At 65.1% G+C, this 11,924-nt stretch carries 12 protein-coding genes; 8 read left to right on the top strand and 4 right to left on the bottom strand.

Going from position 1 to position 11,924, the window contains the following annotated elements:
- Positions 1-4 precede the first annotated feature (4 nt).
- Entirely contained in the window at positions 5-1,732 is a 1,728-nt protein-coding gene (gene cydD / locus QQL79_RS11485) for a thiol reductant ABC exporter subunit CydD (RefSeq protein ID WP_284390917.1), read from the top strand.
- Positions 1,729-3,384, top strand: coding sequence for a thiol reductant ABC exporter subunit CydC (cydC, locus tag QQL79_RS11490; RefSeq protein ID WP_284390919.1), 1,656 nt, complete (start codon positions 1,729-1,731; stop codon positions 3,382-3,384). The genes cydD and cydC overlap by 4 nt, the downstream gene beginning before the upstream one ends.
- Positions 3,385-3,536: 152 nt before the next feature.
- Here the strand turns inward: cydC and QQL79_RS11495 are convergent, their stop codons facing one another.
- Complete coding sequence (locus tag QQL79_RS11495) at positions 3,537-4,262, bottom strand: Crp/Fnr family transcriptional regulator (RefSeq protein ID WP_284390922.1); 726 nt, start codon at positions 4,260-4,262, stop codon at positions 3,537-3,539.
- A gap of 181 nt (positions 4,263-4,443) precedes the next feature.
- Here QQL79_RS11495 and QQL79_RS11500 point away from each other — a divergent pair, with 181 nt between their 5' ends.
- The 3 genes from QQL79_RS11500 to QQL79_RS11510 are packed head-to-tail and all read left to right on the top strand — an operon-like array spanning position 4,444 to position 7,324.
- Entirely contained in the window at positions 4,444-6,717 is a 2,274-nt protein-coding gene (locus QQL79_RS11500; RefSeq protein WP_284390924.1) for a heavy metal translocating P-type ATPase, read from the top strand.
- Entirely contained in the window at positions 6,714-7,121 is a 408-nt protein-coding gene (cueR, locus tag QQL79_RS11505; protein ID WP_284390926.1) for a Cu(I)-responsive transcriptional regulator, read from the top strand. The genes QQL79_RS11500 and cueR overlap by 4 nt, the downstream gene beginning before the upstream one ends.
- Positions 7,122-7,123: 2 nt before the next feature.
- On the top strand, positions 7,124-7,324 hold the full coding sequence (locus tag QQL79_RS11510; RefSeq protein ID WP_284390928.1) for a heavy-metal-associated domain-containing protein: 201 nt from the start codon (positions 7,124-7,126) through the stop codon (positions 7,322-7,324).
- Between the two features lie 319 nt (positions 7,325-7,643).
- Here the strand turns inward: QQL79_RS11510 and copM are convergent, their stop codons facing one another.
- Positions 7,644-7,997 carry a CopM family metallochaperone gene (gene copM, locus QQL79_RS11515; protein ID WP_284390931.1) on the bottom strand — a complete coding sequence of 118 codons (354 nt, stop codon included), beginning with the start codon at positions 7,995-7,997 and terminating at the stop codon, positions 7,644-7,646.
- A gap of 109 nt (positions 7,998-8,106) precedes the next feature.
- Between copM and QQL79_RS11520 the strand changes: the two genes are divergently transcribed.
- Complete coding sequence (locus tag QQL79_RS11520; protein WP_284390934.1) at positions 8,107-8,448, top strand: ArsR/SmtB family transcription factor; 342 nt, start codon at positions 8,107-8,109, stop codon at positions 8,446-8,448.
- 243 nt (positions 8,449-8,691) lie between these two features.
- On the opposite strand, the gene QQL79_RS11525 is transcribed toward QQL79_RS11520, so the two are convergent.
- Both QQL79_RS11525 and QQL79_RS11530 read right to left on the bottom strand, forming a co-directional pair.
- Positions 8,692-9,192, bottom strand: coding sequence for an SRPBCC domain-containing protein (locus QQL79_RS11525; RefSeq protein ID WP_284390936.1), 501 nt, complete (start codon positions 9,190-9,192; stop codon positions 8,692-8,694).
- 17 nt (positions 9,193-9,209) lie between these two features.
- Positions 9,210-9,548 (bottom strand): ArsR/SmtB family transcription factor, encoded by a 339-nt coding sequence (locus QQL79_RS11530; protein WP_284390937.1) that lies wholly within the window; start codon positions 9,546-9,548, stop codon positions 9,210-9,212.
- Between the two features lie 106 nt (positions 9,549-9,654).
- On the opposite strand from QQL79_RS11530, the gene cobF reads away from it, so the two are divergent.
- Positions 9,655-10,401 (top strand): precorrin-6A synthase (deacetylating), encoded by a 747-nt coding sequence (gene cobF, locus QQL79_RS11535; RefSeq protein ID WP_284390939.1) that lies wholly within the window; start codon positions 9,655-9,657, stop codon positions 10,399-10,401.
- Between the two features lie 196 nt (positions 10,402-10,597).
- Positions 10,598-11,923, top strand: coding sequence for a precorrin-3B synthase (cobG, locus tag QQL79_RS11540; RefSeq protein ID WP_284390941.1), 1,326 nt, complete (start codon positions 10,598-10,600; stop codon positions 11,921-11,923).
- The last annotated feature ends 1 nt before the right edge of the window (position 11,924 follow it).

An 11,924-nucleotide genomic window follows, 5' to 3' on the forward strand; every position in this document is an offset into this window, starting at 1 on the left:
CTATATGACCACCAAGGATCGCCTGAACGGAAAGGCACTCTCCGCCCTCACCCGTCATGGCGGCCCCTGGATTGGCCTGGCGATCGCGGCGCCGCTCGTGGCCGGCGCCCTGCTGGTCTGGCAGACCTGGCTACTGGCCGACATTCTCGGCCAGACCATCCAGCAGGGCCAACCCCTCGCCGCCGTAACTCCGGCCATTGGTCTTGTCCTGGCACTCTTGATCGCCCGCGCCATTCTTGGGGCGCTGGGCGAACGGGCCGGCGTCAGCGCGGCCGAGGCCATCAAGCTGCAACTGCGCCAGGCGCTGTTCGCCCAGTTGCTCGCCCGGCCGCCCCGCGCACCAGACCAGCCCGCATCGGGCGCAGCCGCCTCGGCGATCATCGATCAGACCGAGGCGCTGGATGGTTATTTTGCCCGCTATATACCGGCCATGATCCAGGCAACGCTATTGCCGCTGGCCTTTGGCGCCATCATCCTGCCGCTCGACTGGCTGGCGGGGCTATTGTTTCTCGTCACCGCGCCGCTGATCCCGCTGTTCATGGCGCTGGTCGGCTGGGGCGCCCAGGTCGCGACGACCCGGCAAGCCCGCGCGCTCAGCCAGCTCAATGGCCGCTTTGCCGACCGGCTGCGCGGCCTGCTCACGCTCAAGCTTTTCGGCCGCGCCGAAGCGGAAACCTCGGGCATTGTCGCCGCCAGCGACGAATTGCGGCGGCGTACCCTGCGCGTGCTGCGCATCGCCTTCCTCTCCTCGGCCGTGCTGGAATTTTTCGCGGCGCTCGGCGTTGCCGGCATCGCGCTTTATGTGGGCCTCACCTATATCGGCTATCTGCAATTGCGCCTCGAGCCGCTCAGCCTGCAGCTCGGCCTCTTCCTGCTGCTGATGGCGCCGGAGGTCTATAATCCCCTGCGCCTGCTGGCCGCGCACTATCATGATCGCGCCAGCGCCAAGGCGGCGATCGGGGAAATCGAGGCGCAGCTCGGCGCCCTTCCCGCCGCCATTGCCCCACTCAGCGATGCGCCGCCCATGCCGGGCGTGGCGGCTATTGCCGTGGCGCTTACCGATTTCACCATTCGCACGCCCGACCGCAGCCGCGCCATTCTCGCCAATACGGCGCTGCATGTCGCGCCGGGCGAGCATGTCGCCATTCTGGGGCCGAGCGGCATCGGCAAATCCACGCTGATCGAGGCAATGGCTCGTCTGCGACCGCATGAAGGCTCGGCAAGTCTCGATCATATCGAACTGGCCGATTGGGCCGAAGGCGACCTGCGCGGCCGCGTCACCCTGCTTGGCCAGAAGCCGCGCATCATCCATGCCAGCATGGCCGAAAATATCGCCCTGGCCCGCCCCGGCGCCACGCCAGCGGAAATCACCCGCGCGGCAGAGCTGGCGCATGTCCTGCCCTTTGCCGACGCCCTGCCCGATGGGCTCGACACCTTGCTGGGCGAAGATGGCGTCGGGCTGTCGGGCGGCCAGGCTCAGCGTGTGGCGCTGGCGCGCATCTTCCTGCGCGATGCCGGTCTGATCCTGCTCGACGAACCCACAGCCCATCTCGATGGCGAACTCGAACAGGCAGTGCTCGACAACCTGTTGCGATATGCAGAGGGTCGCACCCTGATCGTGGCCACCCATTCGCTTGATGTCGCCGCCCGCATGGGCAAGGCCTATCGCATTGCCGGGGGCGCCCTGCTGGCGACCCCGCTTCCTGCCGCCGGCAAGCGGAGCGTGGCATGAGAGCGCTTCTCGCCTTTCGCGGTCTCTTTGCCCGGCAGGCCCGCGGCCTGCTGCTAGCCCTCGTCCTGTCGCTGGTGACGCTGGCCGCCGGTGTTGCTCTGCTGGGCACTTCCGGCTGGTTCATCACCGCTGCGGCGCTGACCAGCGCGGGCCTGGCCTTCAACCTTTTCGCCCCCTCGGCGCTGGTGCGCGGCTTTTCCTTCATTCGTATTCTGGCGCGCTATGGCGAGCGTCTCACCGGGCATGATGCCACCTTGCGCCTGCTGGCCGATATTCGCGGCTGGCTCTTTGCCCGGCTCTTTCCCCGCCTGCCGCTGGCCGATCGCAACCTGCGCCATGGCGACCTGGTCAGCCGACTGACGGCGGATGTCGATGCGCTCGATACCGCCTTCCTCGTCGCCATCGGTCCGGTCACGGCGGCCCTGGTCATCGGCACGACAGTGACCGCCATCCTGGCCTTCCTGCTCCCAGCCGCCGCCTGGGTCTATGGCGCCTGTTTTGCCCTCGCCGTGCTCGTCGTGCCCGCTCTATTGGTCCTGCGCAGCCGCAGCGCCGGCGGCCAAGTCGTCGCCCGCGCCGCCGATGCGCGTCTCGTGGCGCTGGACGGTATTGCCGGGCATGCCGATGCCCTCGCCCTGGGCCTGCTCGGCAGCAGCCAGGCCAATTTTTCCGCCAAGGCCGAGGCCCTCGCGACCGCGCGTGGTCAATTGGCGACCCTTACCGCCATAGCCGCGGCGAGCGTGCAGGGACTCGCCGCCCTGGCGCTGGTCGGCGTGCTGTGGATCGGCCTCGATCATTTTGGCGGCGGGAGCATCGATGCGCCGGTACTGGTCGGCTTGTTGCTCGCCGTATTGGGGAGCTTTGAGGCCTCCAACGCCATCGTGCGCAGCGTGGGCAAGCTCAGCACCGCCATGGCCGCCGCCGAACGGCTGATGGCCCTGGCCGAAACACCGGTCACCGTCGCCGATCCGGCCCAGCCGCAGCCGGTCCCGCCCGATGCAGCCATTGCCATCGACGATGTCACTTTCTGCTATGGCACCGGAGCCCCTGCCCTCAGCAATGTCACACTGACCGTTGCGCCCGGTGAGCATATCGCCATTGTCGGCCCCAGCGGTGGCGGCAAATCGAGCCTCCTCAAACTGCTGCTGCGCCTCGCCGATCCGCAATCGGGCCGCATCACCCTGGGCGGCGTTCCTCTGGCTGACCTGCGCCAGGCCGATTTGCATGCCCATATCGCCCTGTTGGGCCAGGATAGCCCGGTTTTCCACGACACGATCCGCGCCAATCTGCTGATTGGCCGCGCCGATGCCGGCGAGCCAGATCTGTGGGCAGCCCTCACCGCCGCCGGCATTGCCGATTTCGTGCGCAGCCTGCCCCGCGGCCTCGATACGCTATTGGGCGAAACCGGCAAGACCGTCTCCGCCGGCCAGGGCCGCCGCCTCTGCCTCGCCCGCACCCTGCTCAGCAAAGCCCCGATTGTCCTGCTGGACGAGCCCACAACAGGCCTCGATCGTGACGCGGAGCTCGCCTTCTTCGGCACGCTCAAAACCGCCCTGGCGGGCCGCACGACTATTCTGGTCACCCATGCGGCTCTCCCCGAGGGGACAGTGGATCGTGTGGTGACGATCAGGAATGGGGTGTTGGGAGCGTAGCGGGGAGGCCGGAGTACCCCCTCCTAACCTCCCCCTGATAGGGGGAGGAATCTCTCCACTCTTGAAGCTGGATCGAGTTTTAGCCACCAGGCTATCCCTCCCCCTGTCAGGGGGAGGTTAGGAGGGGGTACTCCGATCCCTCGGCGTGTCCCCTACCCACACCTTACCCGCAGCCGCGCCAGGTCCGGCACCATTACATGCCGGTAATTCTCGATCCCGATCACGCCGTCAACCTTGAGCTTGCTCATCTGCCGGCTCACCGTCTCGATGGTGAGGCCAAGGAAATCCCCGATATCGGCCCGGCTCAAGGGCAGGTCGAAGCTGGTCACAGGCTCGTCCTGATCAGGATCGGCGTGGCTCGCGATCAGATAGAGGAAGCTGGCGACCTTCTCGGCGGCAGTCTTCCTGCCCAGGGTCACCATCCAGTCGCGCGCCTCGTCCAGCTCGCGCAGGGTCTGCAGCATGATGCGGTGTTCGAGCTCGGGGCTATCGCGCAGCACCGATTCCATCGCCGATTTCGAGACGACGCAGAGATCGACATCAGACGCGGCCTCCGCCGTCACCCGGCTTTCATTGGCGAAGAGCCGCCCCATCAGGTCCGGCGCAAATTGCAGCCCCACCACCTGCTGGCGGCCGTCTTCAAGCACTTTGGAGAGCTTGACCACGCCACGCAGCAGATTGCCATAGCTGCTGATCGGCATGGCATCGGCCATCAATTGATCGCCGGCATGGTGGTGGACATGCCGGGAATGGCGCGACAGCCGCGCCAATTGTTCGGCGTTCAAGGCGGCGCACATGCCCAGGCGCCGCGACTGGCAATTGCGGCAAAGGATGGGGATTGCGGCGGGTTCGACACTATTCGTCTGGGCGGTCTGCATGGCAACGCCTCCTGTTGGCCCCGATATAGTATGCTGAAAGTAAAGGGATAAGCTGCGCAAAGGTCACAGCGCCATCCTGCCGCACTTGCGCAAAAATAGCCAAAGCCAAAAAGCCGAAAATTGTCCCCTTGACCTTCCCATGATGGGAACCCTTATATGCTGTGGGACGAGGTACAAAGCCATGAACGAACACGTCCACACCAAGCCCATTTCCATCGATATCGAAGGCATGACCTGCGCGTCCTGCGTCGCCCGCGTCGAGAAGGCGCTGCTCAAGGTCCCTTCCGTGGCCTCAGCTTCGGTCAACCTGGCCACCGAGCGCGCCACGGTGCAGCTCAACGGGCCGGGTCACACCGAGGCCCTGGTCGCGGCTATCGCCAAGGCCGGCTACAAGGGCAGCCCGACGCCCGAGCATCACGATCACCACAATCACGCCGGCCACCAGCATCATGACGAGGACGCCGCCGTGCTGCGCCGCGACGTGGCCATTGCCGGTGTGCTCACCCTGCCGCTCTTCGTGCTCGAAATGGGCAGCCATCTCTATATGCCCATGCATATGTGGCTACTCAGCATCGTGCCGCAGCAGGCGCTCTACATCGCCTATTTCGTCGTCACGTCCATCGTGCTGTTCGTGCCCGGCTGGCGCTTCTTCAAGATCGGCATTCCGGCCTTGCTGCGCGGGGCGCCCGAGATGAATTCGCTGGTCGCCCTGGGCGCCGGCGCGGCCTATCTCTATTCGGTCGTCGTCACCTTTGCCCCGCATGTGCTGCCCGCGCAGACGCAATATGTCTATTACGAAGCCGCCGCCGTCATCGTCACGCTGATCCTGGTCGGCCGGTGGCTCGAAGCCCTCGCCAAGGGCCGCACCGGTGAGGCCATTCAGCGTCTGGTGCGCGAACAGGCCAAGACCGCCCGCGTGCAGCGCGACGGCACGCTGATCGAGCTGCCCATCGAGCAAGTCAAAGCCGGCGACATTATCGTCGTCCGCCCCGGCGAGAAGATCGCCGTGGATGGCGAGATCGTCGAGGGCCAGAGCAATATCGACGAATCCATGATCTCGGGCGAACCCCTGCCCGTGTCCAAGACCGTGGGCGCCAGCGTCATCGGCGGCACGCTCAATACCAATGGCAGTTTCAGCTTCCGCGCCACCAAGGTCGGCGGCGATACCATGCTCGCCCAGATCATCCGCATGGTCGAGGAAGCCCAGGGCGGCAAGCTGCCGATCCAGCAGGTGGTCGATCAGATCACCATGTGGTTCGTCCCCGCCGTCATCGCGCTGGCCGTGCTGACTTTTGTGGTCTGGACCATCTGGGGCCCCACCCCGACCTATGTGTTCGGCCTGGTCAATGCCGTTGCCGTCATGATCATCGCCTGCCCCTGTGCCATGGGCCTGGCCACGCCCACCTCGATCATGGTGGGCACCGGCCGCGCTGCCGAGCTGGGTGTGCTGTTCCGCAAGAGTGAAGCCCTGCAGCAGCTGCGCGACGTCGCTGTGGTGGCCTTCGACAAGACCGGCACCCTGACCCAGGGCAAGCCCCAGCTGACCGATCTCATTCTCGATGACGACTTCGAGCATGACGACGTGCTGGCTTTGGTTGCGGCGGTCGAGGCCAAGTCGGAGCACCCAATTGCCGAAGCTATCGTCGCGGCCGCCGAAAAGCAGGGCCTCGCCCTGGGCGCGGTCACCGAGTTCGAGGCGATTGCCGGCAATGGCGTCCGCGCCCGCGTCGATGGGCGGCTCGTCACCATCGGGTCGCAGCGGCACCTCAGCCATCTCGACTTCTCGGACTTCACCGAGGCCATCGACAAGCTCGCCGATGAAGGCAAGACGCCCGTCTTTGCCGCCGTGGATGACAAGCTGGCAGCCGCCATCGTGGTTGCCGACACCATCAAGCCGACCAGCAAGGCCGTCATCGCCGCGCTGCACGCCATGGGCGTCAAGACCGCAATGATCTCGGGCGACAACAAGCGCACGGCCGAAGCCATTGCCCGCCAGCTGGGCATAGACGAAGTCCGCGCCGAAGTGCTGCCCGCCGACAAGGTCGCCGCCATCAAGTCGCTGCGCCAGCTCGGCAAAATCGCCTATGTCGGCGACGGCATCAACGACGCTCCGGCCTTGGCCGAAGCCGATGTCGGCATTGCAGTCGGCACCGGCACGGATGCCGCCATCGAGAGCGCCGACGTGGTCCTGCTCGGGGGCGACCTCAAGGGCGTGCTCAATGCCCTCACGGTCAGCCGCGCGACGATGAAGAACATCTGGGAAAACCTGTTCTGGGCCTTTGGCTACAATGTGCTGCTGATCCCGGTGGCTGCCGGCGTGCTCTATCCGAGCTTCGGCATCCTGCTGTCCCCGATGATCGGGGCTGGCGCCATGGCGCTGTCCAGCGTCTTCGTGGTCGGCAATGCCCAGCGCCTGCGCGGCGTGCCGCCCGCCAAACTAGGAGAAATCGCATGAATATCGGGCAAGCCAGCAGCGCCTCGGGCGTTTCGGCCAAGATGATCCGCTATTACGAATCCATCGGCCTGATCAGCCCGCCGCTGCGGACCGAAAGCAATTACCGCGTCTATGGCGCTGACGAAGTGCACACGCTGCGCTTCGTCAAACGCGCCCGCACGCTGGGCTTTTCGGTGGAAGAGACGGCCACGCTCCTCGGGCTCTGGCAGGACAAAACCCGCGCCAGCGCCGAGGTCAAAGATATCGCCACCGCCCATATCGGGGCGCTGGAGACCAAGATCACCGAGCTGCAATCCATGGTCAAAACCCTCAAGCACCTGGCCCATTGCTGCTCCGGCGACAACCGCCCCAATTGCCCGATCCTGGACGATCTGGCTGGAACACCTGCAAGTAAAGGACACTGACCATGAGCGAAAAGACCATCTTTGCCGTCAACGACATGACCTGCGGCCATTGCGTCGGCACCGTGCGCAAGGCGCTGGAAGATGCCCTGCCCGGCGCCACCATCTCGGTCGATCTGGTCACCCATAGGGTCGAATTCACCGGCGACCGGAGCGCGGGGGAAGAAGCCATCCGCGAGGCCGGATATACGCCCGAAGCGGTTTAAGAACGACGGTCTCCCCTCGTTGGGGGGCCCACGTACCGAGCTCTTGGCTCCACCCCCTCCCAACCTCCCCCATCAAGGGGGAGGTGCCGCTCAGTGGACGTGGCGAAATCCCACCTAAAACGCAATGTCATCCCCGCGAAAGCGGGTACCTTCGTTTCCTTACCGAACCATCCAAAAACAGAGGTTCCCGCTTTCGCGGGAATGACACTGTGGTTGAGGTGAGCACCGTGCTTCCAGACCCACCAGCCCAGCACCTCCCCCATCATGGGGAGGTTGGGAGGGGGTGTTGAGAGCCCCGATATCCGGGGCCGGCGCGCGCCTATTCCCCGCGCTTCTTCAGCCACTCCTCCATCCAGGCGATCTCGCTCTCCTGCGCGGCGATGACATCCTCGGCCAGTTTCTTGACTTCGGGATCAGTCCCGTATTCCAGCACGATCTTGGCCATGGCCACGGCTCCCTGATGGTGCGGGATCATGCCGCGGATAAAATCCACGTCGGCGTCGCCGGAATAGTCGATCTCCATCTGGCCGTGCATTTCCATATTGGCGGCCTTATAGGCCTCGGTTGCCGGGCTGTCGCCGGCGGCCATGGCGCCATGGCCGGAATGGTCCTGCGCCAGGGCAGGCGTGGCAACGCCCAGCAGCAGGGCGGAAACAAGCAGCAGGGATTTCATCGGAAGTCTCCTCATATTGGATGGCATGGTTCTGCGGCTTTACCCAATGGGAAGGTCAAGCCCATGCGTTCGCATTGACAGACCGCCCGCAAATTTGTTACTTAACTTCATGCTTAACCAACAGCCGAATCTTGATCTGATGTTCCAGGCCCTGGCGGACCCGACCCGGCGCGCCATGGTCGACCGTCTCAGCCGCGGCCCCGCATCGGTCAGCGAACTGGCCAAGCCGTTCGACATGTCCCTGCCGGCCGTCGTGCAGCATCTGCAGGCGCTGGAGGCCAGTGGCCTGGTCAGCTCGCAAAAGATCGGCCGCGTCCGCACCTGCCAGATCGAGCCGGAAGCACTGAGCCTAGCCGAGAAATGGATCAACGACCGCCGGACCAGCTGGGTCCGGCGGCTTGATCGATTAGGGGATTTACTGGCGGCCGAGGAGCCGGAGACACGGACGTAGGGTGCAGCCGGACTTCGTGTCATCGCTACATAGGCGACACTCTCGCCATCACCAAGCCATTCCCTCGGCTCCTTCGCCTCCCTCCCCCTTGAGGGGAGGGAATGAGGGTGGGGGTCGGCGAGCTTTAGCGCAAGTGCTACAGCGACCCCCACCCCGGCCCTCCCCTCAAGGGGGAGGGAGGGAAAGAACCGAGGGTCTTTAGTTTGTGCCCCACGAATGGGAGGGTGCAGATTCGGTCACCCCTCACCCCCGCTTCAGCCGCTCCAGAATCTCGTCCACCTTCACCATCGAGGCATTGGCGCCCCATTCCATGCCGCTGTCGATGACGCCCTGGCGGGTCTCGAAGCTGTCGAGATAGGCGATCGAGCGGTAAAAGACCTTGCCGTCCCGCTCCTCGAAGCGATGCTCCTCATAGAAGCGTTCGTCTTCCTCGTATTGCCCCTCCACGACGAAGGTGTTCTTGATCAGCGTCTTGGGCACGACATCGAGATAGGTGCCGAAGAACACGATCTTCGTGCCATCGCTCATGGACGAGATGAGCCGCCATTTACCGCCCTTGCGGACATCATATTCGATGATTTCATTGTCTTCGCGGGGCCCGAACCAATAGGCAACATGCTCGGGCTGCGTCCACACCGTCCAAAGCAGATCGAGTGGGGCGTTGAAGGTGCGGGTCATGATGATGACCGGCTGGTCTTCGGGCAGTTCCGTCTTGAACGGGTTGGGCGTTACGGGGGCATTCATGGCTGTCTCCTCTTGGTTCAGTTTCTGGTGCCGCTTTCCGGCGTCTGCAGCTTGGTGAGATAGGCGTCGAGCTGGTCGAGATTTTGCTCCCAGAAGCGGCGGTAGCTCTCGACCAATCCCGCCACATCCCGCATCGGGCCGGCTTCCAGCCTGCAGGGCCGCCATTGCGCCTGCTTGCTCCGGCTGATCAGTCCGGCCCCTTCCAGCACCTTGATGTGCTTGGAGACGGCGGCCAGCGTCATGTCGAACGGCTCGGCCAGTTCGTTGACGCTGGCTTCGCCTAGCATCAGCCGGGCAAGGATGGCCCGCCGGGTCGGGTCGGCAAGCGCCGATAGGGTGATACTCAGGCTATCCATGGCTATATTCAACCATTTTGTATAATACTAATTAGTTGAATATACCTTGCGATAGGACTTGTCAACGCCCGGCCGGATGCGTCATCTGCGGGCAAAGGAGCGGGTCATGAAAACAATCCTGATCGTGGGCATTGGCGCGGGCAATCCGGAGCACCTGACGGTTCAGGCCATAAATGCGCTTAACCGTGCCGACGTGCTGTTCATTCCCGACAAGGGCGCGGGCAAGGCCGACCTTGCCGGTCTGCGCCGCGACATCTGTGATCGCTATGTCAACAATCCGGCCAGCCGGCGCGTCGAATATGGCGTGCCCCGCCGCGATGCGGCCAATCCTGATTATGGCGCGGGCGTGCATGACTGGCATGATGCCCTCGCCGCCATATTCGCCCGGCTGATCGATGCAGAAGTCCCGGAAAACGGTGTCTGCGCCTTCCTCGTCTGGGGCGATCCCAGCCTTTACGACAGCACGATCCGCATCATCGGCCGGCTCCACGGCCCTGCCCATAAGGTCGAGATCATCCCCGGCATCACTGCAATCCAGGCCCTTACCGCGGCCCATGGCATTGCGCTCAACCGCATTGGCGAGCCCGTTCATGTCACCACGGGGCGGCGCCTGGGCGAAGATGGGGTGCGCAGCGATACCATCGTCATGCTGGACGGCCAGACCGCCTTTGCCACGCTCGATGATCCCGACCTCGATATCTTCTGGGGCGCCTATCTCGGCACGCCTGATGAAATCCTGATCGAGGGTCCTCTGCCGGAGATGCGGGACAGGATTGTCGAGACCCGCAAGGCCGCCCGTGCCCGGCATGGCTGGATCATGGACACGTATCTCCTGCGCAAGCGGGAGGGGTGATGGTTGGGGCATCGGAGTTCCCCCTCCTAGCCTCCCCCTGACAGGGGGAGGGAGGTCTCCACTCTTGGAGTGAGATCCAGTTCCAACCACAAGGCGGTCCCTCCCCCTATCAGGGGGAGGCTAGGAGGGGTATCCCCATAAAACCCACGACCCTTTGTCCCGCCGCCCCGGATCGTATAATGATCACCCTTCCACCATGCGCGAGCCCGACGTGCCCCAGGCCCATTCCACTGCCGCCCTGACCACAGCGCCCCCGGCGCTGCGGCGCGGTGCGTGTCCGAGCCTGGACGAGCCGATGCAGACCGGCGATGGCCTGCTCGCCCGTCTCCGCATCCCGGGCGATCACCTGACGCCCCGCCGCTTGCAGGCCATCGCCGAGACCGCCGCCCGATATGGCAATGGCCAGCTTGAGATCACCGCCCGCGGCAATCTCCAGGCGCGGGGCCTTACCCATCAGACCGCGCCGCGTTTTGCCGAGGCGATCGAAACCATCGTACCCATCGAGCGCGGCCTGGTCGTGGAAACGCCCCCCCTTGCCGGCATCGACCCGCTCGAGCGGGCCGACCCGCGCCCGCTCGCCAGCGCCATCCGCGCCCGCTCTGTTGCCGGCCTCGGCCCCAAGGTGACCGTCATAGTCGATGGTGGCGGCCAGATCGATCTGGTTGCACTGGGCGCCGATATTCGCTTCTCCGCCATCAGCCCGGATCATTGGCAGCTGTCCGTCGCCAACACACCTGTCGGCAGCGTCGCCACGGCCAGCGCTGCCGCGGCCGCCGAGGCAATCCTGACCTTGATCGCCGCGCATGGCGAAGCGGCACGTGGCCGCGATCTGCCGCCCGAAGTGCTTCGCCAGGCCGTGGCCGCCCACCTCACGGGCACTGCCTCTCCCTCGCCACGCCCGGCCACCAGCGCCATCGGCGAATTCACCCTCGACCAAGGCTTTGCCGCCGGTATCGCCCTGCCCTTCGGGTCCATCGACAGCGATAGCCTCATCGCGCTGGCCCGGTCTGCCCTGGTCCTTGGCATCACCGATCTGCGCCTTGCCCCCCATCACGCCCTCCTTGCGCTGGCTGCCGATCCGGCCATGCTGGCTGCCTGGATCGAGGCTGCTGCCAATCTCGGCTTCATCACGGCCCCGACCGACCCGCGCGGGGCCGTCAGCGCCTGCATCGGCAGCGAAGGCTGCGCGTCCGGCCACCTCGCCGCCCGCAGTCTTGCCGCTGGGCTGTCCGAACATCACCGGGATCTCCTCGATGGCTCGATCACGTTGCACGTCTCGGGCTGTGCCAAGGGCTGCGCCCATCCGCGTGCCGCAGCACTGACGCTGGTGGGCGCGGAGGATAATTGCGCCCTTGTGCTGAACGGGCTGGCGGGCGATATGCCGCTGGCCGAGATTGCCTCGGCCCGGATGGAATCGGCTTTGACCCGCCTCACGCGGCAGCGCCTGCCCGGCGAAACCACCGCCGCGTGCCTCACCCGCCTGGGCGCCTCGACAATCGCCGGACTGTTCCGGCAGGAATGAG

The organism is Devosia yakushimensis (assembly GCF_030159855.1).
GTDB classification, from domain to species: domain Bacteria; phylum Pseudomonadota; class Alphaproteobacteria; order Rhizobiales; family Devosiaceae; genus Devosia; species Devosia yakushimensis.

What these genes read in the sequence shown, in the direction of transcription:
- QQL79_RS11495 (WP_284390922.1), bottom strand. Translation starts at nt 4,262, where the DNA reads ATGCAGACCGCCCAGACGAATAGTGTCGAACCCGCCGCAATCCCCATC.
- QQL79_RS11520 (WP_284390934.1), top strand. Translation starts at nt 8,107, where the DNA reads ATGCTTAACCAACAGCCGAATCTTGATCTGATGTTCCAGGCCCTGGCG.
- cydD (WP_284390917.1), top strand. Translation starts at nt 5, where the DNA reads ATGACCACCAAGGATCGCCTGAACGGAAAGGCACTCTCCGCCCTCACC.
- cueR (WP_284390926.1), top strand. Translation starts at nt 6,714, where the DNA reads ATGAATATCGGGCAAGCCAGCAGCGCCTCGGGCGTTTCGGCCAAGATG.
- cobG (WP_284390941.1), top strand. Translation starts at nt 10,598, where the DNA reads ATGCGCGAGCCCGACGTGCCCCAGGCCCATTCCACTGCCGCCCTGACC.
- QQL79_RS11525 (WP_284390936.1), bottom strand. Translation starts at nt 9,192, where the DNA reads ATGAATGCCCCCGTAACGCCCAACCCGTTCAAGACGGAACTGCCCGAA.
- QQL79_RS11500 (WP_284390924.1), top strand. Translation starts at nt 4,444, where the DNA reads ATGAACGAACACGTCCACACCAAGCCCATTTCCATCGATATCGAAGGC.
- QQL79_RS11510 (WP_284390928.1), top strand. Translation starts at nt 7,124, where the DNA reads ATGAGCGAAAAGACCATCTTTGCCGTCAACGACATGACCTGCGGCCAT.
- QQL79_RS11530 (WP_284390937.1), bottom strand. Translation starts at nt 9,548, where the DNA reads ATGGATAGCCTGAGTATCACCCTATCGGCGCTTGCCGACCCGACCCGG.
- cobF (WP_284390939.1), top strand. Translation starts at nt 9,655, where the DNA reads ATGAAAACAATCCTGATCGTGGGCATTGGCGCGGGCAATCCGGAGCAC.
- copM (WP_284390931.1), bottom strand. Translation starts at nt 7,997, where the DNA reads ATGAAATCCCTGCTGCTTGTTTCCGCCCTGCTGCTGGGCGTTGCCACG.
- cydC (WP_284390919.1), top strand. Translation starts at nt 1,729, where the DNA reads ATGAGAGCGCTTCTCGCCTTTCGCGGTCTCTTTGCCCGGCAGGCCCGC.